A 25,791-nucleotide genomic window follows, 5' to 3' on the forward strand; every position below is an offset into this window, starting at 1 on the left:
TTCACTCTGTTTTCTATATGTCTGTGTGTTTATAATACAAGTTTGAGGTCTTTTGTCGCCTCGATATACCTGTCCATATCCTCGAAGAGTTTCTTGGGTGTAACCTTCGCATATACCTGTGTGGTCTGGAGGTTGGAGTGTCCCAGCATCTTGCAGATGGTCTCGATAGGAACGCCGGCTTCCAAGGTGATCAGTGATGCAAATGAATGTCTGCCGGCATGGTAGGTCAGGTCTTCCTTAATGCCCGCAAGAACCGCAAGGCTTTTCATCAGACGGCGTAGATTGGGATGGTACAGCATCGGAAAGAGTGTCGGACGAGCATCATCCCTGTACTTCTCTATCAGGTCAAGGGCTTCGGGCAGCAGCTTGACACAGGCACGAAGCTCGTTTTTCTTGCGGCGGTATTTGAGCCACAGACTGCCGCTATCATCCGTAAACAGGTTATCCCGTGTAACGGAAACGGCGTCGGCATAAGCTGTTCCGGTATAGCAGGCAAAGAGAAAGAGATCTCTTGCCAAGATATGGGAAGTGCGATGTTCAGGGATTTTCAAGTCACGGATTTTCTCGAAGGATTCCCGGCTTAGGGCTTTCGGCGTTTTTTCCTTTGGTTGAGGAAGGCTAAAGTGGGCGAAGAAGCACCTGTCGGCATGTCCTTCCTTGTAGGCTTTTCGGCATACCTTCTTGACGATAGCCAGATAGTGCCGGCAGGTATCTATGGCAAGTCCTTTATCATCCAAGATGAAACTCTGATAGTCATGAATGAACTGCTCCGTCATCTGACCGAAAGCGACGTCTTTGGTGCTAAACTCCTTTTCGATGAACTCTGCCAAGGTTCTCCGGGTATAGATATAGGTAGGGTAAGTTCCCTTTGCACGGTCTATCCCGATGCGTTTCCTCAATTCCTCGCAGACAATGTCCGTCATTCTCAACAGAGTCATCTGCGTTCCGAGACTTCCTTGAAACAGGTTTTTGACGGCTTCCGCATCGAAGTCTGCTTTCCTATCCACGAGCGTATCAAAAGCAGAGTGAATGGAGAGCAGCAGTTTGTCCAGTTTCGCATTGGTCTCTACGGCTTCATGACTCTTGCCCTTCAGACGGCTTTCACGAGGATTCCATAAGTCGGGAGTACAGGAAATTTTGCAACTGAACTGCACCATCGAATGATTGACGGTGATGCGTCCCATAATGGGCGCTTTGCCCGACTTGTCCAATCGGCTCTTTTTGAGGTAGAGCAACACCTTGAATTTTTCTATTTTCATACGCTTTAATTTTATGGGCAAAATTACCCGTTGTTAAAGCGTCCTTTGATAAGCAAAACGTTGTGGAACAGAGAGATAGAACCCGCTCCAGAAAAATCTTTCCTTTTTCCGTTACCTCACCACACTAGGGAAACTAACGGATAACGGTTTGGTAACCGAAAGGATTCAATATTCCGTACAGGATTGCTTTCCTATCATACTCGCAGAATATAGAAAATCAACTAATTCACAACACCTTACCGATTTATTCTCTACATTCTTCCAATTCCTCAAATGGAAGATATTTTCCATATGGCTCGCCATACATTTGCCACGATGTCTTTGAGCAAAGGCGTTCCCATCGAATCCGTGTCGAAGATGCTGGGACACACCAATATCAAAACGACGCAGATTTACGCCCGTATCACCAATAAAAAGATAGAACAGGACATGCTCAAGCTATCGGATAAACTGGATATATTCAGATCTCCCGTGTCACAAGCAAAACAATGACTTGAAATTCAATACAAATTCTATAAATCAATGATATGAATACAATAACAGCAGATGTAAGCGTCATCCGGAGTAAAATTCTTGAGATTCGTGGCAACAGAGTGATATTGGACTATCATTTGGCCGAACTCTACGGTGTGCAGACAAAAGTGCTCAAACAGGCCGTCAGGAGAAATTTGCAGCGCTTCCCGGAAGATTTTATGTTCGAACTTACCGAAAACGAATGGACGGAACTGGTCACAATTTGTGACCGGTTACCCGAAACCCTCAAACACAGCTCCGTTGCTCCGATGGCTTTTACCGAGCAGGGAGTAGCCATGCTATCATCGGTACTGCGCAGTCCGACAGCAATAGAAGTGAACATTGCCATCATGCGGACTTTCGTTGCCATGCGCCGGATGATTGCCGGTTATGAAGAACTCAAAAAGCGTATCGAAGACCTTGAAGTAAGCTGTAATGTGCAGTTCAGTGAGTTGTACACGGCCCTGACAGAGTTGTTGGAGCAAAAAGAAAAAGCGGAAAAGCCTCGTAATCCCATCGGCTTTATCATTCCCAAGCAAGAGAAATGATCACCAATAATTAAAAAGGAAAGAAGATGAAACAGGAAAAGAAAACCTTGTCGTATTACCGACTCAGACTGGAAGTTTATCTGAAAGACTACCATCCGCAGTTGCTCGGTGACGAAACGTTTATCCGTGAACGTTCCGAAGCTGCTGCAAAAACGTACGAAGAAGCCTTCCTGCAAGACAATCCCATCGGCATAGCCGAAAGCATGGCCATGGAAGTATTGCTTGGAGGACTGCATTTTTCGCCGTATCAGGTTATCGAACAAATCATCGATAACGAATTTGCAAACGAAGTTCCTGCCGAACTGTCGGGAAAACTCTCTTTGCTTCTGTTGGAGCACAAAGAAGTCAAAGATACCTTCGACCGTTACCATCCGGGAGACGACTTCGATGAAAAGCCGGAATATGACGGGCTCTATACCGAACTGACCGGAACAATCGCTACGGTCATCGAAGAGCATGATTTGCTAAAGGACATTCTCCGTTAGCCCGATCAATCCTTTCTCGACAACCTCTTTTTTAAGGGATAGCTTCACACACGGGGCTGTCCCTTTTTCTTTTCCGGAGAATTTCGGGAGTATCTTTTCCGTCTCCAAATCTTCCACCTGTTGTCTTCGATCCCGGAGTGCCGATTCCTTTCTTTGGGCGAAGGAAACCGGCCTTCGGGTAAAGTGTCAAGGCCTGAAGCCCTTTCGGGTTCGCCTGAAAAAATCTCCACATTTCCACTTCGTTCCAAGTCGTATTTTTTCGGGAAGCCTTGACATATACCCTCCGCCCACCTTGAACGGCCCACGAAACGAAATCGGCACACTCCGAGCTTTAGACGCAAAAAAAATGTCAGCATTATGGAACAAGAAAGATTAAATCACTCAATGGATCGCAGGAAACGAAATAACTCCTCCTCGCATTACCGCATAAAAACGGGTTCGGGCGTGTCCATTCTTATCGTGGCAAGCGAATACGGAAATCGTGCCTGTGAATTGACCGAACTGCTGTTGTGCCATGTCGGATTTAAGACCGTGCCTGTGGTTTCGGTGAGTAAGGGAAACGGATATGTACGCCTGTACAGTTGGGAAAATTATGTCGCAGAAACCTGCTATGACAAAGATGCGGAAAGCATCAGCCTCTCTCAGGACGAATACGACGATGATGCTCTGCTGAATGCGGCCATAGAGAAACATTTTCTAACCCTGACAAAACAATAATCAGTTATGGCAACCCATAATTTCGCTTACGAGAATCGTCTCATCTATGTCGAAGACGAAGACTATGAATCAGGGAATGTTCCCGAACACAAGGAATATGTGCAGGGATGCAACCGCAATTATCCGAACTATTATCTGGATGAATACCGTGCTTCCTTTCATACGCTTGATATAGTCATTACATCAGCCTACTATTCGGGTGGGTGTATCGACTACATTCAACATGACAGCTATTTGAACAACATAACTTTTTGCGATGGATATGATGAAGATGCCACCGACACGATTATGCGTGATTTCAAAGCATATCATCCCGATTATGAGAAAGTCAGAGAATTGGCAAGGGAAATAGGCGAAGATTGGAAGAATTATACCGCTTACGATGCTTTACAGGCATATTTATTCGCATTGGAAAAGCCCGAAGCCGATAAGATAATCGACAAAATCAAAACGGATTATGGCTATCGGGAACTCACTAAAACAGGCTCTTTCTGTAATGGAGAGGCTTTATATGAACAAATTGCATAAACGAAAACAATGATGAAAACAATCCTTATACGGCTGACGGTAGTAGCTGCTTTCATAATCGGAACGGTCTGTATTTGTTCCATGCTTATCACAGAAGAAGCGATAACGGTACTTACCCTGCTCACCGCCTTGTACTTCGTGCGCTTTCTCGTCCGTACGGCGCTCTATGTCTTTTTCACGCTTGTCAGGTGGCTATGTATCATAGCTCTATTGGGATTGCTTTTCTGCTCACTCTTTTAATAACTCTATAAACAACAAGGATATGAATACATTCGATTTTTATCAGGACAGCAAGGTTACTTGCCGGATGCGAACAAAATTTCAGGTGAAAGCTGAAAATTATGAACAGGCAATAGCCATTATAAAATCTTGGCAAGGCGAAGACGTGATGAACCATGACGATGAAGAACAGGTCATTTTCGTTGAAGGAGAAACGCTTTTGGATACCTCCGAGAATCTTTCTCCCGAAGAAAACGGAGGTCGTCCGACCATAGAGGTCTTCGATGACAAGGGAAAGGAAATCACCAATAATTTGAACCCATAAATATCAGAGGTTATGGCTAATATATGCACCAATTTGTTCTTCTGCTCCACAGAGAACAAAGAAAACCTGAAAACGGTAGAAAACTACATGACGGATACTTTCGGGGAAGGTTGGTATTGCTACTGTTCCGATGAGCAAATGGTGGAGGGCGAATTTGAATCCAAGTGGTCATTTCCCGAAAATTTCTTCGAGAGAATCACAACGGAGTTATCCCATGACAAAACGCTTTATATGCGGATTCTTTCCTATGAATTCGGCAATGAGTATGCGAGTTTCAGGGTGTATAGAGACGGAGAATGGGATATTAAATTCTAACATCTTATGACAATGAAAGGTACAGAGCATTTCAAGAACGTTATCCAAAATTATCTGGACGAACGGGCGCAATATGATGAACTCTTTGCGGAGAATTACCGTAAGAAGGATAAAGACATGGACAGTTGCATTCAATACATCTTAAACACAGTAAAACAAAGCGGTTGCAACGGATTTGCCGATGATGAAATTTATTCGATGGCAGTACACTATTTCGATGAAGATAATATCGACATCGGTAGTCCGATAAACGCACATGTTGTAGTAAATCAGGTGGTAGAATTGACAGCCGAAGAAAAGGCACAGGCTCATCGGGAAGCGATGCAGAGGGCGCAGGAAGAAGCCTACCGAAAGATGACACAGCCGACAAAGAAAAAAGCTAAAACGACTGTCGATGCAACCCTCCAACCGAGTTTATTCGATTTATAATTTATCGACACATGAAACCGAGAAACAAATTTCAGAAACAGGTGGCGGAGCTGAGCAGTCAGCTCCCCGCCATCACCCAAGCACAAAAGAATTGGGCATTTAAGCACTGCTTTACACATATCGTCAAACGCACGGCAAAAGGAGAATGTACTTGTTTGGAATGTGGGCATACATGGATGGATAAAGAGCATAAGAGAAAGAGAATTATTTGTCCGCATTGTGGAACAGCATTGGAGGTTAATACTACCCGACAAAGGGTTTTCAAACAAACGGAATACTTGGGTATCGTTACGACATTCAAAGAGTATCAGGTCTTGCGCTTCTTCTATATGCACTCTTACCAAAAGAAGGGTGAACAAGCCGGTTATTTCATTTCCGAAGTGGTGCAGCGTTGGATAAACGCACAAGGCAAGTCCGCAGTACTGGCACGGCTTCGCCCGATGAGTTGTTGGTACGACACTTGGCAGTTCGGCAGTAATTTGGAAATACGTCCCGACAAGGATTTGTACGATATATTCCCCTCCGCCATCTATCCCCGACAGAAAATTCTACCTGAAATCAAACGGAACGGATTTAAGGGCGAATATCACGACCTTACACCTTTCGAGTTGTTTCATTCCATTCTGACTAATAATAAAGCCGAAACATTATTGAAAACAAAACAAACCGGACTTTTGCGGCACTTCGTCAGAATTAAATACCGGAATATCGAGAACTATTGGGCTTCTCTCTGCATCTGTATCCGCAACGGATATACCATTACGGACGGCTCTATGTGGTGCGACTATGTCGATATGCTCTGCCGATTGGGAAAAGATATTCATAGTCCGAAATACGTTTGCCCCTCCGACCTCAAAGCCGAGCACGACCTCAGGCAGTCAGAACTGCGCAAACAAAGAGAAAAAGAGGAAAGAGAGCAAAAAAGACGAAAGGCAATGGAGGATGAAGAACGTTTTCAAGAACTCAAATCCAAATTCTTCGGTATCTCATTCACGGATGGGACAATTCATGTTCATGTTCTGGAAAGTGTTCAGGAGCATTTGGAAGAAGGACTGGCATTACATCATTGCGTATTTGAGGGAGGATATTATCTCAAACCTCAGTCCCTTATCCTTTCTGCTACCGTAGACGGTAAACGGATAGAGACCGTAGAAGTTTCTTTGGAGACAATGAGAGTTGTGCAATGCCGAGGGTTGTGCAATCAAAACAGCCAATATCACGAACGAATACTCAAACTTGTCCGCAGGAATATGAAGCAAATTCGCCAACGTATGGCGGCATAATGTTTCACTGAAATACATAGAGAAATGGAAATTAAAATAGAAAGCATCGTATGTAATTGGGCGGATGAGATACCTCACATCTTTATAAGGGTTATCAATGCCGCAGCCCTATCCGCCAATGAGGAGGAATTAAGAACCTCTATAAGGCAGATAGCCGAAGAAACTTCTTATTAAAGGTAGAATTTTGAGGATATGAAGAAACGAATTTACAGAATACGGACGCAATACACTTTCGAAGGTGTGTTTGAAGTGCTTGCCGAGAGTAGAGAGGAAGCACGGCAAAAAGTCCTGCAAGATTGCGGACTCGTAATGGGAGGAAACATCTACAGCACCTTGCCCGATGAAGAGGTAAATTGGGCATTCGACATCCATCCTGAAAAGCGGATAGGCAGGATAGAGAAAAAGACAGAATAAAGAACAGCGGGCGGCATTCTTGTCGCCCGCTACTTTTTGTCGGTGAGCCTGAAGCGGTACAAAAAGTAGCAAAAAGACCGATTGAAAAAGGAAATTAACGGTGATTTGCCGGTTACTGACGAATCGACAAACCCTAAGAAATAGGGATTCCGGATTGTAAAAATAACCACTATTGGCGATTGCAAACGATATACCACTTGTATATTTTTGTAAACTCTATTATTGTATCAGGATTTATGATTGCGGAAGTATTTTTCGGAATGAATATCGTAGAAAGAGACGCTATTTCAAATAAGAAGAAAAAGGTATGGATAAAAAACTCAGATTGACAGGGTATATGGGAGTGGCAGGTAGCCTGCTGATGTATATCGGCGACATGTTGCTGTATTTTACGACACAACCCATTCCCAATTTGGAAAAGGATCTGTTGCCTTCCATGGGCACAGTGCCCTTGGAGCGTCTCGTTGCCGGAGGGATAATAGGACCGTTGGCGGCGGTTCTCTACATCATCGGATTCTATCATTTGTTTCTCAGGGTTAAGAAAGAGCGACGAAAAACAGCCCGTTGGATGCTTGCTTCCCTATCCGTAAGTATAATTGTCGGAGGTGCCTATCATGCCTTCTTCCCGGCTTTCGGTATCGTATCCTCGCAGGGACATCCCGAAATCATTGACCATTTTCTCTCCTATGTCGGTTGGTTGGGCGGATTGACATTCGCACTGATGGGGGTAGGTTGGATTGTATTTACCGTTTTAGCAATACAAAAGCAGACTTCTTTTCCTCGTTGGATAGTTTTCGCAACACCGTTGGTAACCATTTGGCTCAACCTCATTTGGCAACTGTTGCCACAACCATTTCTTCTGTTGATAGCGGGCGGATGGAACAATCTGGTGTGTACCCTGATTTTTGCCGTATCGCTGATCACATTAAAAAACAATATCATCCCCGATGACTATGAGTGATTTTTCATTTTTCACAACATTGCAAGCCGGATGGCTGAATGCTTGGATACCATCGTTCGGCATGGTGCTGATACAGTTTATATATATGGCAATCTTCCGTGAGGGAGGAAAGCGTGCGGTGGACACCTCGTGGTACACGGCCAAAGACAAGGCGAACGCCTCTGTCAGTACAATCCTGCAAATTGCCATATTGGTGCTTTCCGTTTTCGTCCCGTTCAAGTTCGATACGGCATGGTTTCTTGCGGGAATGGTGGTTTACGTGCTTTCGCTGGGGCTCTTTGTCCGGGCTTTTCACAGCTATGTGGCAACTCCTGCCGGAAAGACCATCAAAGGAGGAGTCTATCGTTGGTCGCGCAATCCGATGTACTTTTTCTTTTTTACGGGGATATTCGGCGTTTGTATCGCTTCCGCCTCGTTGTGGATGCTACTCGTCATGATACCCTTCATCATTGCCACGCATTTCCTCATATTGGGAGAAGAACGCTATTGTGAGGAGACCTACGGAGAGGAATACCGGGAATACAAGGCCAAGACGCCACGTTATTTTTTGTTCTTTTAGCAACTGAATAGAAGATGAGACTGTTCAAGAAGTTCATAAGCAATTGCCGCAGACCTGAAAACAATTTCTTGGGAAAAATGATGCTTGCTGGGATGAACTACGGCCATAATAAAATGGCTCTTTGGTGCATCGACGAATGTATCCGGCCGGCCGGTGAGGAGGATATTCTCGACATCGGTTGCGGCGGCGGGCAAAACATCGCCAACTTCCTGAGAAGGACGAAAGGAAAAGTATGCGGGGCGGACTACTCGGCGCAGAGCGTGGCAAAATCCGTTGCCGGAAACAGGAAAGCTGTCCGAGACGGCCGGGCGGAAATCATCGAGGCCTCGGTCTCGTCCCTTCCTTATGAATCTGCGACTTTCGATCTTGCAACGGCTTTTGAAACCATCTATTTCTGGCCGGACATTGTCGAAGATTTCAAAGAAGTAAGGCGTGTGCTCAAGCCGGGCGGCAGATTTGCCGTCTGCAACGAAATGGCTTCCGAGGCAGGAAACGAGCGATGGATTTCACTCTTGGATATGAAGATTTATACCCCGGACGAAATCGTTGAGAACATGACGAAAGCAGGGTTTACACAGACCTCCGTATTTACGCAGGGCAATCGTATCTGTGTTATCGGGCATAAATGAATACTTGACCTCCTCCGATTGCTTCCAAATCATTATCGAAATGAATCTGATAAAAGAATTTAGCACTGCTCTTTGCAGCGAAAAAAGAAGTGAACGAATCCCCGAAGAGCTCGATTTCTTCGGTTCTTTGGTGGGAGAATGGGAGATCGAATGGACAGACCGTTTGTACGACGCAACACCCAGACGGGTAAAAGGCGAATGGATATTCTCTTGGGTTTTGGACGGCACTGCCATTCAGGATTTGTTCATCGTCCCATCGCGTTCCGAGAGGTTGATAAACAAACAGCCGGATGCCGAATACGGAACCACGCTCCGCATTTTCAACCCGAAGACTTCGGCATGGGATATTTTCTACGGTTGTACGGGCGAAGCCATCTGCTTGACAGCCCGTAAAACGGGGGATAACATCGTATTGACCGAAAACACGACCGGCAGAATGAGGTATGTTTTTTCCGATATGACTGCCACCGCTTTCCATTGGCGCAAAGAGCAACAAAATGAAAACGGAACATGGCAGACGGTCGCCCGGGTCGTTGCGACGAAAAGAAGAGAATAGATAAAAAACATTGCAATTCATTGGGTAAAAACATACCGAACCCGTATCTTTGGACGCTATAAGTTCATTGATACGGTAAACTTGTAATTAGTTATGAGCTACATAGACAAAACATTGCTGACGGGTGAAACCGTTACATACAAAGCCCAAGTGCATTGGTGGGTTTTTGTTTATCCGATGAAATTCCTGTTGTTCGGACTTCTGTTGATATCCTTTTCACCACTCTACATCAAGATTCCGGGTTATGTGCTGATCGCTATAGCCCTATGGGGGATTATCAACAGTTACCTCGGCCGGCGCTATGCCGAATACGTCGTAACCAACAAACGGGTGATTTTCTGACCCATGTCACCTGATGGCAGGCGCGAAGCGGCTGCAAAACCTGCTCCTGAATCGCTGTGCGTTTGGCCACCTTTTTATCCACCACTTTGAAGGTGATGAAGTCCACCGAGTAAGGCATATTCGTCTGATTTCCGATAACGACGTGGAAGAAAAGCAGCCCGTTGTGTGCATACAGTCCTCGAAGAAGAAACTGCATGCCGAAATGCCGCGCACCGATGTGCTTAACCGTTCGCTTATTATGCTTGTAGATGGTTTGCATCATCAGCTTCACAAGTACAGGCGACTCGTTGCCCAATTCCTTGAAGTAGATGTCGGCACGGTTCGAAGGCGGACGTCCTTCTCCGGGATACAGGAATTGCGCTTCGCGCCTGTCCTGGCTGCCCTCGGCATAGCCGGAGCAAGCTCCGCTCTGCCCTCGTTGGCACAAGAAGTCTTTCATCTCCACATTGAGTTTCTCCGGCTCTTCGGCATACTTCACATTGTAGGAGTAAAATGAACCGTCTTCACAAATGACCGACAGGTTGGTCTCCGTTTCAAAATTCCGTACGGCAGCCTTGACACGCAGCACGTTTTCGGCATCTTCCGCTTTTCCGGCAATCAGGTTATTGCTTCCCAGATCGACATAGCGGATGGCGGAAGGAAAAATCAGGTGAACGGTCTTTTCAAAAGTCACCTCCAGTCCGTAAGGCAATACGACCCGGCCTTCGGGAATCGCCTTACTCATTCCCCGGTAAATTCTCCGGAAGAAGCTCCACAGCGGGTAAAGCCGTCCGTTGCGCTGTCGCCGCTGTCTTGGGTGCGGGAGCATCGGCCGGGCGTTCCTGACTTCGGGCGTATGCATTCCGGGAATTTGCATCACCGGAGGCCGGGAAGTATTTGGCTGCCATCCTGTAAGATTTTTCGAGCAGTTCGAGATGATCGATCTCCTCCTCTTTTTCCTCCTTGAGAGTTGCGAGTTCGGAGCGTATCATGTCCGGCTCTTCCCGCAGGGCTTCTTTCTCATAGTCGTATGCCGGTGGCTCGTAGAATGAATGTACCATCTGCGACGTTTCTTCATACCGGCTTACCGACCGCTCGATCGGATGAAGCCCGTCCGAAGCGGCTTCTTCCGAGAGTTCCTGCTCCCGTGTTTCGTCTCTCTTCTCGAAATAGTCGTAGAGGTTGCCGAGGGTCTCCTGCCGGTGGGATTCCTTTTCTTCATCGCGCCCCAGTTCATAGCCTTTCAGTTTATCGTCGGGCAGTTCCCCGTCGGTGGCTTGCGGAACGGTTTCGTTAAGACCTGCTGTCCTCTCTTCCTTTTGTCGCTCTTCGGCCGAAGGAGGATAGAGCCGTTTCATCGTTTCACGGTTTGAATGTCCTGATTTTGCAGCACGGTAAAACGTTCCAACAGGAAACCCTGCGGATTGTTGTCCGAACGAACGGAATTGATCAGGCTGCATTCGGTGATAAGCGACCGCTCCGTGATTTCCGATACTTGTCTATGTAAACAACAAAACATTATGTTTACGAAAAACGTTTTTTACTCTTAAAGAATACAGAATCAATCTTTCCGGACGTGGCAACACGTCATATTTTTTGTTTTGTGAATAACGCCCCGAAGGCTTGCATAGCCCTTCGGGGTGTCTTTTTAAGACTTTACTCGTCCGCACACTACGAGGGAATAAACCGCATACGTCGACCCTGACAGAAAGTCAGGTCGACCTAACCGAGCGTTTAGGTCGACCTTACGGAGCAAATAGGTCGTCCTTATAGAGCGGTTAGGTCGACCTAAAACGGACGGAAGGTCGTCCTAACCGGAGCGGCACGTCGTCTTTGCAAAACGAGAGAAATGCCGATTGCGTTTCTCTCTTTTCCCTTTAATACAGTTTGTGGATGGCAAGTAGAGAGAAAAGCAATATAACGAGCGTAATGAAGAGAGAAAACAGACATAAAAATCGTGGTAGTGCAGTCCTGTACATCCGATAAGAACACCAAAGAAACCGGACGCCGAATATCGCTAATGCGGCAAATACCAGATAATAGACTCCATATTGTATGATGGGAGGAGAATATAGTTCGGCATCCATTCTTTCCATATTTCGTTCGGGGTCAAACCACATACCATGCACTATTCCCATGACTGCAAGGGAGAGAATCGGAACTAATAGTACGCCGGATAATCTCAAAAAAGATTTTATTCTCATCTTGATTATTTTTTAGGAAGGCTCCTCCCAAATTCTATGCCTTTCTTATTTGCTTCCATGTCAAGATTATCCCAACCTTTATCTATCGTCTATAGATTCTTTTCGGCAGATGCAGATAATACTTCATGTTGTTTTTTGTTTAACAGTCAATAGGTATGAGATTATAATACCTGCAAAAAAACCGATTCCGCCATATAGGACAGTTCGTAATATAAATATGGGAGTGCCAACAACATTGATTAACACCGTTTTTAGTGGCTCCTCTATTGGAGCTGTATCTGCATAAGACACCAATGCGTCCCAAAAAGAGAATGAAAACCCTATCAATATTCCCACAATTGAAAAGATTAGTTTTCTCTTATTCATTATATATAATTTGTGGTGTATAATTCGTCTTTTCATCTCTATACTCTATTAGAACTTTTATGTTTTTCTTTCTGTGTAGAATCAGGCCAATTCCACACCTACCGTTTCCAGGCGTTAATGGGCATCTCGTAAATCTTGATGGGGCTGAGACGGCATTCAAGCGCAACTGCACCGCATAAAACAACAATAAATAGGAATCCATACAATAAGATTGCTCTTCTTTTCTTTTTCATACAGATCATTCTTCACTCTTTCTCGGATAGCAAAGATATTTGTCATTGCTCTCAAGCAGCCGTATCGAAGAAATAATATGCCATGTGGAATCGCTTATCGGGACAACATAGTATTTGCCACCGACATATATATTAGCTATTTCATCTTCTACTACCCATAATATCCTATAAATTCTTCTATTACCATGATCTATTATTATATCTGACCCGTCAGGTTCTTCTCTATAGTGTTTATTTACAGTCCAATCTCTTTTATAAAAAGAACGAGAATACATGCTTTGGTATTTCTTCAAGGTGTCAATACTCATAGTTCCTTCAGCAAAAGCCATTACACTATCTAAAACCTGTTGCTCCGGTTTGCCAAGATGATTGTATATCACATAATTTTCTTCTTTTTGTGTAGAATCAGGCCCGTCCCACACCGGCCGTTTCCATGCGTTAATAGGCATCTCATAGATCTCAATAGGGCTGAGATAGCATTTCAAGGCGAAAATACCGGCAGCCACAGCAAGTAACAGCACACCGTACAGGAAGATTTTCAGCTTTTTCATTATTAAAAAGTTTGGTTTTTAATGGGGATTATACAGGTCATCTTGGTCAGGAAGGGTTTGTAGCCTCTCACATGTTGCAATACATACCAAGCCCGAAAGCCGGCTATTGTTCCATACTTGGCAATGTCGGCTGCATCCAAGCCATAGTTGTCATACACGATTATCCTCAAGTTACAATTGAATGTATTCGGAGCAGTCAGTTTGTAATCGTCCACGTAGACTTCGTATGCCGAAGTATCATCCACGGCCAAAGTCATACCATTGAGTTTATCCTTTAAGGTGTTGAATTTAGTTCGGTCTGAAATAATTTCTCCTTTTTGCAGTATATATATCTTATTTATATTTCCCAAAATCTTTCTAAGTTGTTTTATCAAATTGTCTAAGACTCCCTCACCCTTTTGATAAACAAACGTATGGAATGACGGATGCTCTTTGAGTTTTTGATCCATATAGGCGTTGGAGAAAGGAGTGCCTGTACTGCCTTTGAAGTGACCGATCAGAGCCGTCAGCAACTCCCCACCGCCGGAGAGGCTCCCCAGACCGGCCAACATATACATGTCGGCAAAAAGCTCCTTGTCGGAGGCTTTCAGTTGGAGGCCGAAAAGACGGTGCATCCTACGCACTTCTTCGGGCGTTTTGTCGGCGCACAGCATATCTTCGGCCGTCTCGCCTGTCAGCGTCTTCCCGGGCCTTTTCATCGAACGGGCAAAGAGGATGGATTTGGGGAAACGTTCTACCGTCGTTTTTACGCTTACCTCTTCATTGGGTTTCCTCAGGTAAGGCATGACGGTAACGTCTTTTCCCGTCCACTCGGGCTTGATCGTCAGTTCGAGCGTTTCGCCTCGCTGCGATAGCAGTTCGTCTCTGCCGTCTACCCGGACAAGCCATTTGACTCGCTCACGGTCGCTTGCGCCGATCGTCGCGAGGTTATACCCCGTCACCGTGTATTTGACCGTGTGTGTCGGCAGAGCCATTTCTTCACCTTTGACGGAAGTAACCAACGGAGACGGCGGAGTATGAACCGGAGCCTTGAACAACGGTTTTTCTGCCCGATACTCTCGCCAAATGCTGCTGTTGCGACGTTCTATGCATACGGTACGATTGAAATCCAAACGTATCGGGGAGATCGAGACGCACATCGTCACCGGTGCACCCCAATCATCATACTGCTGCTCCGAATAACCGACAAGATAGGCTTCGTCGAATTTCAATTCCCTGACCATCGTATCTTCTTCCGACGGGGAAATGCGGAGATACCCCTCGATCGTGGGGGTATTCTCATCCGTCATCAAAGCAAAGATGCCACTGTCGCGTTCCGACTCGAACTCGACATCGATAGTACCACCGTACAGGTCCGAAGCAGGCATGCCATTGCTGCTGACCCTTCGGGCAAACCATTGACGATAACGCAGCACCCGATATTCACGCCTGTTGATACACAAGACCGCTCTGATACTCATGAATGGTAATCATTTTGTTATACGCCTTCAAAGGTATGCAATAATTAACAATAATATTAAAGAAAATCGTCCGCATTGCAGGGCATGCCCGCCCAATAGAGCGTGGCCGTGTCCGTCGTATTGTGACGGGGACGGCACTCCATCAAGGCCAGCGCCGAGCCGACATCGTTTTTGATCTGCCGGAGTTCTTCCCGGTCGTCGCTCCATGCCAGCACATTGAAATGCGCACGGATGGAAGCGAGTCCCTGAGAGTGCGCAACGTTCAGGTATTCCTCGATCCACTCGCGATTGATCTGATTGGAGCGGGAGAAGCGTGCAAGTGAAAGCATGTTTCGCGCCTGTTTCTCGAAGCGTTTGAGATTTTCTTCGCTGTCGTCGATAAAGAGGTACTGGTTATAGATATGGTTACACGGGAGCATCAGACCGACGGGAGCGGCAAAGCTCAGCCGGCAGTCGCTGCGATCGGTGGAGAGCCGTTCGTAACGGCCGTCCGTTGCGACGGCGGCAGGCAGATCGTCCGTATCGGACAAGGTGTGCAGGCAGAGGATTTGATCCCCGATCCGCACTTCATCGGAGCCGAGCCGGAGGTCTTCGAGGGTGCCTGCCGCATCGTCGCGTAACGAGAGGTAACGGTCGAGCAAGCCACGCTTGTCGTCCGTGCCTGCGATCTCATCCGCCGAAAGACGTCTGAGCCGCATACAGCCCGAATCGTTGATGATTCGTTCGAACTGATCGACGTCCTCCAGAAATTTCAGGACGGCCTCCCGCTCCCGGACTTCCTTCGGCAGAAGGGTTCCGCGACAGAGCGTCGAGAAATCGCTTCGTTGCGCCATGCGCTGTTTCGTTGTTTTCGTCAGACAGAGGTAGACGGAATGGTGCAGGAAGGGACGTTCGTTGAAATGCCGTTCGTAAGAGCGGTCGAGGAACGAGAGATCGTCCTTTCCCAACTCCGGACGGTAGCTTTCCCGAATAAACCAGTCCTGCTTGTGCAGGATGCTGTAAACGGGCAAGACCTTCACCGCCTTATGCCAGGCAGCATGCATCGCCGCGTATTCGGGCGAGGTCACGGTAAAGAGTTCGGGCAGTTCAAGAGAGAAAGCCACGGTGATGTCGGCATCTTTCGATACGATGCAGCCATTTTCGATGGCCAGCAGCGGGAACCTCTCTTCCAGTTCGCATTTCTTACGGATATTTCTCATGGCGTCGATTCGTATGTCGTTACAGCCCGGACGGAAAGAATACGGCGGACAGGACGGCGAGAGAGCAGGTAACGGGGATGCCGGCGAGCGGCTCCCCGTTTCATCAGCCCGTGTTCTCCGTACTTGCGGTTCATCGCGAACGTTTGCCACACCACGAGGGTGGCACCCGATACGCCCATGCCCAGACAGAGATACTGGTTCATGCCGCACATGTAGCAGATGACGACAAGGATAAACGTCGCCAGCAGCCCGCCTGCGAAAATGAACAGGTATTGGGATTTAAGCCCTTTGAACTCGACCGTCCGGCCGATTCCCTTGTTAATCTCCCACATGGCTTACAGGAAAAAGCTTCTTAAAATCGTGGCCGCCACAATCAGAAAGATGCAGGCGCCGAACCACGAGGCCGCGGTCTTGCTGGTATCGGGGTCTCCCGAAGAAAATTTCTGGTAGACTTTGACTCCCCCGATCAGGCCGACTACGGCTCCGATGGCGTAGATCAGTTTCGTGGCCGGGTCGAAATAGGAGGTTACCATCTTGGTGGCTTCGTTGATTCCGGCCATGCCGTTGCCCTGGGCAAAAGCTCCGGTTGCGAGCGTCGTAAGCAGCAGGGCGATACACATCGTTTTTCGTGTTTTCATACGATTGGATTTCAGGTTTATAATTCAATACATTTGTATCCGCCATGGAAAAAGGAGGACGGGGAACCCTTCGGTATCAGATAGTAAGGTTAAGGTTCGGTCGTCTTTTCGGGTTTCCCCGCCTCCGGTTTTCACCGTTCGGATATAAGGCTTCGTTTTCTCGGCGGACGGAAAGGCTCTCCTTGCTCTTTACAGGTAAGCCATCCAGTCCTGTGCTCCGGTTGCTGTCGGAGCGGCGGAATCCGTTTTTTTCGCTTTACGGCCTTTTTCCGCCATCTCCTCGGGCGGATGGCTGAGCAATCCCAGCAACTCCCGTCCGCGTGCCCGCTGCAACCGTTCGTGTGCCCGGAGCTTTTCCAGAAATTCCGTTCCACGCAGCTTGCCGGCCGTTTCCCGTACAAGTGCTTTGTCCGTTTCCGTAAGCTGCTCCGGCTCCTCGGCAGCCGTCCGGAGTCTTTGAAGCTCTTTCACCGTAAGGCTGTCTGTGGAGACCTCGATCTCCCGTTCCAGCAGCAGCGAAAGAGCTTCCTGCTCCTCCAGCATTTCATCCGTTTCATTTTCCGGCAGGGAAGGATAGAACTCGCTGTCCTCGTTTTCTGCTGTCCGGACTCCGTCTTTTTCGGGTGGATCGGATGATTTTCCGACGGCAAAGCTATCGCCTTTTTCCTTGCGATTTTGATCCGGTTCCTTCGCGTTCCCCCGCATTCCCCGGGATGGAAATTCCGTTCGGGTTTTTCCCAGAATATCGTCATCTTCCGAAGAATAATTACCGGTGTCGGATTCCTTCTTTTTCTCCGCTTCGCGCATGCTGCGCCGGATGTTCCATTTGCTTTGGAAGCGCAGGTACAGCAGTAGCAGTACCAGAAACCAGGAGGTCAGTAAAAGAATTTTCATAACGTTACGGGATAAGGGTTTTCCGTCTGTTCTTTTCGATGGCTTTGCTTAGCAACTCCCTGTGCCGTTCGATATGTTCGGAGAGGATATTTCCGATATAGGCCGAGAGGGTCGTTTTGGCTCTCAGGTCGTTCAGGATATGGCGCAGGCATTCGAGCAGCTCCCGGTCGCAGGAGAAGGTCATCCGGTTCTCGACGGTACGGGAAGAGAGAAACAGGCTCCGGTATTCGTCCATCGTGATCTCCTGACGGGAGACGGGATCGTCCGCGGGAGATGAATTTTTCCCGTTCTTCTCATCAGAGCGGGGAAGGACCTGCGGAGCATCGGTACCGGCCATCTTTTGTATCTGTTCGGCGATCAGCTTTTGGCGTTGTTCTTCAATCGTGGGCATGGCGTTTCGGTTTTAGCAGGCATTTTTCGATGATTTCCCCGGCCAGCGCAGCTATGCCGCTTCCTTCGAGCAGGCTTTTGTCCGGTGGCAGATAGGTGGAGCGGAAAACCTCCCGGTTGTCGGTCGTGATTTCTTTCTTGAAACGGGATGAGCGTGGCAGGCGGGTATCGAACAGTCCCAGTCCTTCTTTTTCGATTTCCCGGTCGTAAAACTCGATGACGGCCGGATGGACACGCCGGTCGATCTTGTTCCAGAGCATGTAGATCTGCTTGATGTTGCCCGATGTGATCGATACGCCCAGATCGCGCACAGCCAGCGCGTAGGACATGCAAGCGACCAGCGACTGCCGGTCGGGCTCTATCGGAGAAATGAGGTAATCCATATCGACCGTCAGACTGACCAAATCGGGATCATCCGCCCGTCCGGGCAAGTCGAAGAAAACGAGGTCGAACGTTTCTGCCGAACGCGCTTCCATAAAAGTCTGCACATCCTGCATGGCCTGTCCGGAGGTGCTTTTGATAATCCGGTAAGCGGGCTTGCCGAAAGCCTCGAAATGTTTCTTCATCCGTGAGAGCAAAGCCGGCCGGCCGTTCTGCACGGTTTCTTTGTCGCGTTCCCGGAGATTGGCGAAACTGTACTGCGAAAAATCGCAGTCGACGACGAAGAGATTCACGCCTTCCCTGTAATAGAGGTAGCTGGCCAAAATCTCCGCAATACTGCTTTTCCCTACGCCGCCTTTGAGCGATCCGAAGCCGATATGTACCGGCCGTTCGGAGAGTGTCTTTTGTTTTTGCATCTGTTGTATAATAAAAGGATTTGTAATGTTATGATCATATGATTGTATGGCTGCTTCAGCCTGTCTGTCTGCCGATAAACGGATACATGAATCGACCGGTCAGGTGATGGACACATCGGTACATTGATCAATCCATGAATGCACATACCCGTGTGTTCGTATCTTATCCTATTCTTGTGTCATTGTGTCATTATGTTATTGCATTATTCTGTTATCCTGTAAACATACCCGGCAGGCAAGCTGCAATCATGTTGCCTGCTTATCCGGTAACCGGCTTGCCTGCTTTGCAAATTAACAGCTGAACAGACGCTTTTTTACGACCCGGTTCCCCCGGATTCCTTTGCATTCCTTTTGATGGAAAACAAAGGCTTTCCCGACACGGCGGCAGGCCGTAACTTTGCGCCGGGAAAGCAATCGTCCCCGACCGGCAGGCAGGAAATGAAGATTGTCCGGAAAGAGCGACGGTCGACCGTCGCTATCGCTTTTGAACGGTTGATCATGGCAAGGTGTACCTTTGTCCGACAACGCGCTGCGAAGCCGACAAAGGTGCCTTGCCCCGGTGCGGGGAAAGAAGCTTACTCCGAAGTCGTAAGCAAAGACTGATTTATTAACCTTAACCTGACGAATACTATGAGAAATGAAAACAGGCATGGTGGCAGTCCGTCCTATCGCTACTATGTCAGACTCAATGAAAAGGACAACAGCCGTTTTCTCGATCTATACGAGAAATCCGGTATCGGAAACAAATCCGAATTTATCCGGCGGAGGCTTTTTCTGACTCCGTTCCGTGTGATTACCCATGACAAATCGGCCGCCGATTATTACACCCGGCTGACCCATATCCATGCCCAAATCCGCAAGGTTGGCGTGCTCTACAATCAGGCTGTCCGCTCCATTAACACGTACCATTCCGTCAAAACGGCGGCCGTTTTACTGCAAAAGCTGGAGCAATACACCGGAGAACTCCATGCGCTTCTGGAAGAAACGAACCGGCTCTCGAAAGCGTTCGAAGAACGATGGTTGCCGAGATAACCGCTCCGAAAAGTATGGGTAAAGTGTTGGAATATAACTTTTCCAAAGTAACGGCGGGAAACGCCTCCGTCATTCTGACCTCCTTGATGAGCGTGGATCAAAACGGAGAAACGAACTTTGAACGAGCATTGAGCGATATGGAGATGCGCATCCCGTCGGGTATCCGCACGAAAAAGACGGTGTTTCACTGTTCCCTCAATCCGCATCCGGACGACAGGCTGACAACGGAGCAGTTACAGGACATCGCCCGGGAATACATGGAAAAGATGGGATACGGCAAACAGCCTTACATCGTATTCAAGCACAACGACATCGCGCGCGAGCATATCCATATCGTCTCCCTGCGTGTGGACAGCTACGGGAAGAAGCTGCCTTACAAGTTCGAAGCAAGACGCAGCAAACGGATCACCGATGAGCTGGAGCGGAAATACGGCTTGATACCGAGCGGAAACCGGAGAAGCCGGCACGAGACACATGCGGAGAACGTGTTGAAAACGGCGGATGTAAAGCAGGGCGATGTGCGTCGGCAGATTGCCGCTGTGGTTCGGGCGGTGCTGAAACGGTACGCTTTCCGGTCGTTGGGTGAAATGAATCTGCTGTTGGCCCGATACCACATCGTTGCGGAGGAAGTCCGCAAGGAGTACAAAGGGAAGCGGTACGACGGGTTGGTATACGCCATTACGGATGATGCGGGAGAGAAACGGATGATACCCTTGCATGCCGGTAAAACAGGGAGAGGAGCAGGATATACCGCCGTTGCGCGTCATTTTGAGAAATCCAAAGCGCTTATAAAAGAAAAGGCGCCGATGCTTCGCAATGCCATCGTCGAGGTCATGCAGTCATCCCCCGATAAAGAGAGGTTTTCGGAGGAGATGAAAAAACGAGGCATCGACGTGCATATCCGCCAAAACGAGCAGGGACGTATTTACGGCATCACGTTTATCTCGGACGAAGCCGGTATCGCTGCCAATGGCTCGCGCTTGGGGAAGGGCTATTCGGCCCATGTCTTTAACGATTACTTTCTCGGGGGTGAGAATCCCTTCCTCGATTACAGCCGGCAGGAGATTCGGGAGCTTCCCACAGTGCGTTCTGCTCCGGAGATGTTGCCGGAAGCTGAAACCGGCGATGATTGTTACGATGAGCCGGTCGGAACGGATGAGTCGGGAATCGTCGTTCACGGGATCGATTATAAGGAGCTGGCTTTCCAGCGAAAGCTGAGAAACAGGCGGCATAAACAGGATATAACCGGAAAAAGAAGAACATAAGATGCAGAATGAAGATGATTTGAGAGGACTGGCCAAGACGATGGACTTTATGCGCGCCATCGCCATCCTCTTTACGGTAATCAACGGCTACTGGTTTTGTTACGAGGCTTTACACGAATGGAAGATTACCATAAGCGTTGCAGATACCATCCTGATGAACTTTCATCGAACGACGGAGCTTTTTTCTTCCATCCTTTGGACAAAGCTCTTTGCTGTGGTATTCCTCGGACTTTCCTGTCTGGGAACGAAAGGTGTCAAGGAAGAGCGGATCACCCGGCGCAAGATCGGGGTCGTATTGAGTGCCGGAGCAGCTCTCTATCTGCTGAACGGATGGATACTGAGCCTGCCGGTCGGCATAGACCTTCGGGCTGTCTGCTACCTCCTTACGCTGGCTGTGGGATTTATCTGTCTGCTGATGGCCGGCTCCTGGATCAGTCGCCTGTTGAAGCACAACCTGATGGACGATGTATTCAATGTGGAGAATGAAAGTTTCATGCAGGAAACCCGTCTGATGACGAACGAGTATTCGGTGAATCTCCCGACTCGTTTCTACTACAAGAAAAAATGGAATAACGGCTGGATCAATGTCGTGAATCCTTTCCGCGCGAGCATGGTACTCGGTACACCCAGGTCGGGAAAATCCTACGCGATCGTAAATAACTACATCAAGCAGCAAATCGAGAAGGGATTTGCCATGTATATCTATGACTATAAATTCCCCGACCTTTCCGAGATCGCTTACAACCATCTGCTCAGACATCGGAAGGCGTATGAAGTGCAGCCGAAGTTTTACGTAATCAACTTCGATGATCCCAGAAGATCGCATCGCTGCAATCCGATCAATCCGGATTTTATGTCCGATATATCGGATGCTTACGAATCGGCGTACACGATCATGCTGAATCTGAACCGCACGTGGATTCAGAAGCAGGGGGATTTCTTTGTGGAGTCACCGATCATCCTGCTGGCGGCTATTATCTGGTTCCTGAAGATATACGAGAACGGCAGGTATTGCACCTTTCCGCATGCCATCGAGTTTCTGAACAGACCTTATGCGCAGATCTTTCCGATTCTGACTTCTTACGATGAGCTGGCCAACTATCTTTCACCCTTTATGGACGCATGGGAAGGCGGCGCACAGGATCAGCTTCAGGGGCAGATCGCTTCGGCCAAGATTCCGCTTTCGAGGATGATTTCACCGGCACTTTACTGGGTAATGACGGGCGATGACTTCTCGCTCGACATCAATAACCCGAAAGAACCGAAAATCCTGGTCGTGGGCAACAATCCCGACCGACAAAATATCTATTCGGCAGCACTCGGTTTATACAACAGCCGGATCGTGAAACTGATCAACAAAAAGAAGCAGCTCAAAAGCTCAGTGATTATCATTATCGATGAGTTGCCCACCATCTACTTCCGAGGGCTGGATAACCTGATTGCTACGGCTCGTTCCAATAAAGTGGCAGTCTGTCTGGGCTTTCAGGATTTCAGTCAGCTTACCCGCGATTACGGAGACAAGGAGAGCAAGGTGATTCAGAACACGGTGGGAAATGTTTTCAGCGGTCAGGTCGTAGGTGAAACGGCCAAGACGTTATCGGAGCGCTTCGGGAAAGTCTTGCAGCAACGCCAATCGATGACGATTAACCGAAACGACAAATCCACCTCCATCAGTACGCAAATGGACAGCCTTATCCCGGCCAGCAAAATCAGCAACCTGACGCAAGGAATGTTTGTCGGTGCCGTTTCGGACAACTTCGATGAACGTATCGAACAGAAGATTTTCCATGCGGAGATTGTCGTGGACAGGGCGAAGATTTCCGCAGAAACAAAAAGCTATAAACCGATCCCGGTGATTGCAGCGTTTACGGATGAGTCGGGACAGGACAGCCTCAAAGCATCCATTGAAGCCAACTACAAACAGATAAAGCAGGAGATTCTCGCACTGGTCGATGTAGAAATTAAACGGATTGAGAAAGATCCTGAACAATCCGGATTGCTCAGGAAGAGTTCATGAATACTCACAGACTATCAATTGAGGTTGGTTAATACTCTTTACAGATTGAAAAAAATGAATAAATTCTGATTCACAGATAAGAGAATATTTGTCGTCAAATACTGATAACATAGAATGCAAACGGTATTACTGAAAAAGTATCGAAAAAGCGAAGCCCTAATGTTCATTTTATAAAAAATACCCTTGTCTCGGTTGGGATTGAGACAAGGGTATTATTACGGATTTTACTTGTTTACAGGTTTTATGGAATCTTGCTGGCTTCAATTTTATAATAAATCTCTCCGTTTACCTCTATTTTATTGGCAGGAGTAATAGCCTCTTCCAGTTCTTTCCGCTTTTTTAGGAAATAATCCAGTAATTCGTCTAATTCCGTATCAGGGAAAATTTTCTTTTTGCGGAGTTCGCGTACTTTCAGCAATTTGAGCACAGGGTGAAATGAAGGCATCGCAAATGCCTGCTGCTGCGCTTGAGACAAAGAGAGGTTCAGAATAGATTTTTTACTCAATGGATAGATTTTTTCATCTTGAATCCATTTGCAATACGCTTTCACCATCCCCTTACGAACAGCAGAGGTATTGAGGTAAATTGGCGGAGTCGTAGGCTTTTCTGTCGATGCTGATCGTGCCGGAGAAGGAGTAGGACAAGTTCTGCTCTTTCCTTTTTCGATATTCTTTCCTGTGTATTTGTAATCTACCCTCAAACGGGTTAAATCGTTAATGAATCCTCTTAAGCGAGAAAGTTCCGCTTCATTCAGCAGCAAAACATAGTTTCCCTTGGATAGGTCGGCAGTAGAGGTTTCCAAAGACAACGGATAGTTGGTCTTCGGTTTCATATGTGCCAAAGGAACAAAGTCTTTGGTAGGGACTGAATATTCTTTCAATAGCCCATTTAGCTCCAGCCAATACGAATTTAGTTTTGTCCTGCCCTGTCCTGTTTCCTGAAAAGCTTTATTCAGGTGAGCAAGTAGACTGTTGTTGTCGCTTTCGATCTCAAGGATCAAAGAATCAGTGGCGGCAATCAATAGATCCTGAGGCAATTGTTCTTTTTTTCTGGGGAATACAATCCATCCCTGAAGCATACTTGATTTTGGGAAATCAAGGCTGTAGATATTTTCTGTCCGTTCTATAAATTGGTTAGATAGACACAGTTGTTCAGAATGGACAAGTATATCTTTTTTCTTAAGAGCAAGCTGCTTGGCAGATCGGTCGATCATGTTTTCTACCTGAAGAACGAAATTATTAAAAGTATCTCCTTCATCAGAATAAATTTGATAGCCGAGAATTCTACAGTTGCTTTGAACCAAACTTTCGATGAGGGAGAGATCTACCTGTTCCTGTGTATTGCCATTTTCTCCAATCAAAACGACGATGTTATTCTCCGTTTTATATGGGGCTAACAATTGTGTAGCTCTTCTCAATCCACTCCATGCATCTTCGTTCAGCTCCGGATACATCTGTCCTTTGGCATCTGCATAGCTTTCAAATACGCCCAATACGGAATCAATATCTGAATTCAAAGGGATTTCGCCAGGGAATTGTTTGTTGCCTCTGGCAAATCCGATGACGGCACCGACTTTATATGAATACTCGCTTTTTTGTTTCAATACAGCGTTCAAACCTTGTATGGAAGAAACAAACATCTCGAACTTATCATAGACAGGCTTCTGTCCGGCAAAAACAAATATGATATTGATTTGCTTCAAACTTTCCTTCAATTCTTGGTACCGCGTATAGGTTATCGGTTTGCCTGACAGACTGTAAACAAAGTTTCGACTATTGTCTACCATTGGGACAGTCAATGTTGTCCGAATCGAGGAGGTACTGTCTCCCTGCAAAATGGACGAAACAGCATTCATTCCTGTAAAAAGATGAGAAGAATTTGGGTGTGCTAACTTCTTAATATCTTCATTCGGGATATAATGTTCAGAACCGAATTGGTCATAAACCGAATATCTTGATACCGGTATAGCAGAATAATCCATATATAGAATTTCACCAAAAGGCATTAGTAGGGAAGAAGACAACCATCCGGATACAAGCGTTGCTACACTGTCCGGTGCAATCCTCTCTTTTCCGATGACGAAGCTTTTGCTATTGTCTACGGTCCTTTTAGCTAAATAAAGAGGTGACTGAAAAGGTACCTTAGCGATCGGTGTCAATAATTCCGGCTCTTTGAAAATGACAACAGAGTCTGAAGAGAAATAATTTTTAGTACGTGACAGAGGTGCTGCATCCTTGAACATCGTAATCATCTTTATTGTGCGTCCCGTAGCAATATTCGTTGTTGCATGAGAAGATAAGATGAGGTTGTCTTGATGGATCCAACCATAGTATTCTGCCTGCTTCCTGTTTTTCAGTTTTCCGTTCTCCAAAATATCCGGAGAATATTTGATTAAGCGCAAGAAATCTCCTTTTTTACCGATCACAAGGAAAGGTTCGAGATAAGAGGCCGTCTTGAGTTGTACTTTTCCTCCGGGATTATAATAGGTAGGGTTATTGCTCCTGTCGGAATATACGATCCATGGACTTCGTTTTTCTATAGAACGGGACACCGCAACATCACCGCAGCAATAATTTCTAGTATATTCATCGGGTGTTTTTTTTATTTTGGTAAACTTGTTGATAGGTGCACATCCCATTAATAGGAGAAAAATCAAACCAATTCCTATCGTTTTGTTATTCATA

30 protein-coding genes and 4 pseudogenes are annotated in these 25,791 nt (G+C 47.0%); 20 read left to right on the plus strand and 14 right to left on the minus strand.

Annotated features, from left to right (window positions below; all coding sequences use genetic code 11):
• Positions 1–29: 29 nt before the first annotated feature.
• The gene (locus HQ50_RS01725; protein WP_039427848.1) at positions 30–1,259 is read right to left on the minus strand and encodes a site-specific integrase; all 1,230 of its coding nucleotides are present in this window, start codon (positions 1,257–1,259) and stop codon (positions 30–32) included.
• A gap of 285 nt (positions 1,260–1,544) precedes the next feature.
• Here HQ50_RS01725 and HQ50_RS01730 point away from each other — a divergent pair.
• From HQ50_RS01730 to HQ50_RS10525, 17 genes and pseudogenes are all read left to right on the plus strand, one after another.
• Positions 1,545–1,751, plus strand: a pseudogene (locus HQ50_RS01730) (tyrosine-type recombinase/integrase); the annotation flags it as partial.
• A 35-nt stretch (positions 1,752–1,786) separates the two neighbouring features.
• Positions 1,787–2,320 (plus strand): ORF6N domain-containing protein, encoded by a 534-nt coding sequence (locus HQ50_RS01735; protein WP_004585421.1) that lies wholly within the window; start codon positions 1,787–1,789, stop codon positions 2,318–2,320.
• Between the two features lie 26 nt (positions 2,321–2,346).
• Complete coding sequence (locus HQ50_RS01740; RefSeq protein ID WP_039427855.1) at positions 2,347–2,805, plus strand: DUF1896 domain-containing protein; 459 nt, start codon at positions 2,347–2,349, stop codon at positions 2,803–2,805.
• A 357-nt stretch (positions 2,806–3,162) separates the two neighbouring features.
• The gene (locus tag HQ50_RS01750; protein WP_021644042.1) at positions 3,163–3,522 is read left to right on the plus strand and encodes a hypothetical protein; all 360 of its coding nucleotides are present in this window, start codon (positions 3,163–3,165) and stop codon (positions 3,520–3,522) included.
• Between the two features lie 6 nt (positions 3,523–3,528).
• Complete coding sequence (locus HQ50_RS01755) at positions 3,529–4,050, plus strand: hypothetical protein (RefSeq protein ID WP_039427861.1); 522 nt, start codon at positions 3,529–3,531, stop codon at positions 4,048–4,050.
• A gap of 9 nt (positions 4,051–4,059) precedes the next feature.
• Complete coding sequence (locus tag HQ50_RS01760; protein ID WP_021644044.1) at positions 4,060–4,290, plus strand: hypothetical protein; 231 nt, start codon at positions 4,060–4,062, stop codon at positions 4,288–4,290.
• 22 nt (positions 4,291–4,312) lie between these two features.
• Positions 4,313–4,594, plus strand: coding sequence for a hypothetical protein (locus HQ50_RS01765; protein ID WP_036850709.1), 282 nt, complete (start codon positions 4,313–4,315; stop codon positions 4,592–4,594).
• A gap of 12 nt (positions 4,595–4,606) precedes the next feature.
• Complete coding sequence (locus HQ50_RS01770) at positions 4,607–4,909, plus strand: hypothetical protein (RefSeq protein ID WP_012457825.1); 303 nt, start codon at positions 4,607–4,609, stop codon at positions 4,907–4,909.
• 12 nt (positions 4,910–4,921) lie between these two features.
• Positions 4,922–5,338 (plus strand): PcfK-like family protein, encoded by a 417-nt coding sequence (locus tag HQ50_RS01775; RefSeq protein ID WP_036851040.1) that lies wholly within the window; start codon positions 4,922–4,924, stop codon positions 5,336–5,338.
• A gap of 11 nt (positions 5,339–5,349) precedes the next feature.
• The gene (locus HQ50_RS01780) at positions 5,350–6,621 is read left to right on the plus strand and encodes a PcfJ domain-containing protein (RefSeq protein ID WP_039427863.1); all 1,272 of its coding nucleotides are present in this window, start codon (positions 5,350–5,352) and stop codon (positions 6,619–6,621) included.
• 24 nt (positions 6,622–6,645) lie between these two features.
• Positions 6,646–6,795, plus strand: coding sequence for a hypothetical protein (locus HQ50_RS11780; RefSeq protein WP_162473239.1), 150 nt, complete (start codon positions 6,646–6,648; stop codon positions 6,793–6,795).
• 18 nt (positions 6,796–6,813) lie between these two features.
• On the plus strand, positions 6,814–7,035 hold the full coding sequence (locus HQ50_RS01785; RefSeq protein WP_036850716.1) for a hypothetical protein: 222 nt from the start codon (positions 6,814–6,816) through the stop codon (positions 7,033–7,035).
• 307 nt (positions 7,036–7,342) lie between these two features.
• Complete coding sequence (locus HQ50_RS01790; RefSeq protein ID WP_152566848.1) at positions 7,343–7,996, plus strand: DUF6796 family protein; 654 nt, start codon at positions 7,343–7,345, stop codon at positions 7,994–7,996.
• A complete protein-coding gene (locus tag HQ50_RS01795; protein ID WP_039427866.1) occupies positions 7,983–8,555 on the plus strand; it encodes an isoprenylcysteine carboxylmethyltransferase family protein in 573 nt (190 codons plus the stop codon). The genes HQ50_RS01790 and HQ50_RS01795 overlap by 14 nt, the downstream gene beginning before the upstream one ends.
• A 14-nt stretch (positions 8,556–8,569) precedes the next feature.
• A complete protein-coding gene (locus tag HQ50_RS01800) occupies positions 8,570–9,184 on the plus strand; it encodes a class I SAM-dependent methyltransferase (RefSeq protein ID WP_039427867.1) in 615 nt (204 codons plus the stop codon).
• A 40-nt stretch (positions 9,185–9,224) separates the two neighbouring features.
• Entirely contained in the window at positions 9,225–9,740 is a 516-nt protein-coding gene (locus tag HQ50_RS01805; protein ID WP_039427869.1) for a hypothetical protein, read from the plus strand.
• Positions 9,741–9,833: 93 nt separating this feature from the next.
• Complete coding sequence (locus tag HQ50_RS10525) at positions 9,834–10,082, plus strand: hypothetical protein (protein ID WP_235317903.1); 249 nt, start codon at positions 9,834–9,836, stop codon at positions 10,080–10,082.
• Here the strand turns inward: HQ50_RS10525 and traN are convergent.
• The 12 genes and pseudogenes from traN to HQ50_RS01855 form a co-directional block, all read right to left on the minus strand.
• A pseudogene (gene traN, locus HQ50_RS01810) lies at positions 10,078–10,806 on the minus strand (conjugative transposon protein TraN); the annotation flags it as partial. The gene HQ50_RS10525 and the pseudogene traN overlap by 5 nt on opposite strands.
• Positions 10,799–11,419 (minus strand): hypothetical protein, encoded by a 621-nt coding sequence (locus HQ50_RS01815; protein WP_235317904.1) that lies wholly within the window; start codon positions 11,417–11,419, stop codon positions 10,799–10,801. The gene HQ50_RS01815 and the pseudogene traN, both read right to left, overlap by 8 nt.
• Positions 11,416–11,553: pseudogene (locus HQ50_RS10530) on the minus strand (conjugative transposon protein TraK); the annotation flags it as partial. The gene HQ50_RS01815 and the pseudogene HQ50_RS10530, both read right to left, overlap by 4 nt.
• Positions 11,554–11,938: 385 nt before the next feature.
• Positions 11,939–12,265, minus strand: coding sequence for a hypothetical protein (locus HQ50_RS11095; protein WP_152566849.1), 327 nt, complete (start codon positions 12,263–12,265; stop codon positions 11,939–11,941).
• Between the two features lie 604 nt (positions 12,266–12,869).
• Positions 12,870–13,415 carry a hypothetical protein gene (locus HQ50_RS01820; protein ID WP_014226298.1) on the minus strand — a complete coding sequence of 182 codons (546 nt, stop codon included), beginning with the start codon at positions 13,413–13,415 and terminating at the stop codon, positions 12,870–12,872.
• 2 nt (positions 13,416–13,417) lie between these two features.
• Positions 13,418–14,875: a DUF3289 family protein gene (locus HQ50_RS10300; RefSeq protein WP_052074865.1), complete on the minus strand. Its 1,458-nt coding sequence runs from the start codon at positions 14,873–14,875 to the stop codon at positions 13,418–13,420.
• Positions 14,876–14,937: 62 nt separating this feature from the next.
• Positions 14,938–16,074, minus strand: a pseudogene (locus HQ50_RS01830) (TraG family conjugative transposon ATPase); the annotation flags it as partial.
• The gene (locus HQ50_RS01835; protein WP_021644061.1) at positions 16,071–16,406 is read right to left on the minus strand and encodes a DUF4133 domain-containing protein; all 336 of its coding nucleotides are present in this window, start codon (positions 16,404–16,406) and stop codon (positions 16,071–16,073) included. The pseudogene HQ50_RS01830 and the gene HQ50_RS01835, both read right to left, overlap by 4 nt.
• Positions 16,407–16,409: 3 nt before the next feature.
• Positions 16,410–16,712 carry a DUF4134 domain-containing protein gene (locus tag HQ50_RS01840; protein ID WP_004585394.1) on the minus strand — a complete coding sequence of 101 codons (303 nt, stop codon included), beginning with the start codon at positions 16,710–16,712 and terminating at the stop codon, positions 16,410–16,412.
• Between the two features lie 189 nt (positions 16,713–16,901).
• A complete protein-coding gene (locus tag HQ50_RS01845) occupies positions 16,902–17,606 on the minus strand; it encodes a hypothetical protein (RefSeq protein ID WP_039427871.1) in 705 nt (234 codons plus the stop codon).
• Between the two features lie 4 nt (positions 17,607–17,610).
• Positions 17,611–17,997 carry a DUF3408 domain-containing protein gene (locus HQ50_RS01850; protein WP_021644063.1) on the minus strand — a complete coding sequence of 129 codons (387 nt, stop codon included), beginning with the start codon at positions 17,995–17,997 and terminating at the stop codon, positions 17,611–17,613.
• On the minus strand, positions 17,984–18,793 hold the full coding sequence (locus HQ50_RS01855) for a ParA family protein (protein ID WP_039427873.1): 810 nt from the start codon (positions 18,791–18,793) through the stop codon (positions 17,984–17,986). Before HQ50_RS01855 ends, HQ50_RS01850 begins: the two co-directional genes overlap by 14 nt.
• Positions 18,794–19,423: 630 nt before the next feature.
• Here HQ50_RS01855 and HQ50_RS01865 point away from each other — a divergent pair.
• Genes HQ50_RS01865 through mobC form a run of 3 tightly spaced genes read left to right on the plus strand, consistent with a single transcriptional unit; the run spans position 19,424 to position 23,107 of the window.
• Positions 19,424–19,825, plus strand: coding sequence for a hypothetical protein (locus HQ50_RS01865; RefSeq protein ID WP_039427875.1), 402 nt, complete (start codon positions 19,424–19,426; stop codon positions 19,823–19,825).
• The gene (mobB, locus tag HQ50_RS01870; protein WP_039427878.1) at positions 19,810–21,090 is read left to right on the plus strand and encodes a conjugal transfer protein MobB; all 1,281 of its coding nucleotides are present in this window, start codon (positions 19,810–19,812) and stop codon (positions 21,088–21,090) included. The genes HQ50_RS01865 and mobB overlap by 16 nt, the downstream gene beginning before the upstream one ends.
• Before the next feature lies 1 nt (position 21,091).
• Entirely contained in the window at positions 21,092–23,107 is a 2,016-nt protein-coding gene (gene mobC / locus HQ50_RS01875) for a conjugal transfer protein MobC (protein ID WP_039427882.1), read from the plus strand.
• 241 nt (positions 23,108–23,348) lie between these two features.
• Here the strand turns inward: mobC and tssR are convergent, their stop codons facing one another.
• On the minus strand, positions 23,349–25,790 hold the full coding sequence (gene tssR, locus HQ50_RS01880) for a type VI secretion system protein TssR domain-containing protein (protein ID WP_235317905.1): 2,442 nt from the start codon (positions 25,788–25,790) through the stop codon (positions 23,349–23,351).
• Position 25,791: the final 1 nt, after the last annotated feature.

Origin of the sequence: Porphyromonas sp. COT-052 OH4946, assembly GCF_000765965.1 — a bacterium.
GTDB classification, from domain to species: Bacteria; Bacteroidota; Bacteroidia; order Bacteroidales; family Porphyromonadaceae; genus Porphyromonas; species Porphyromonas gulae.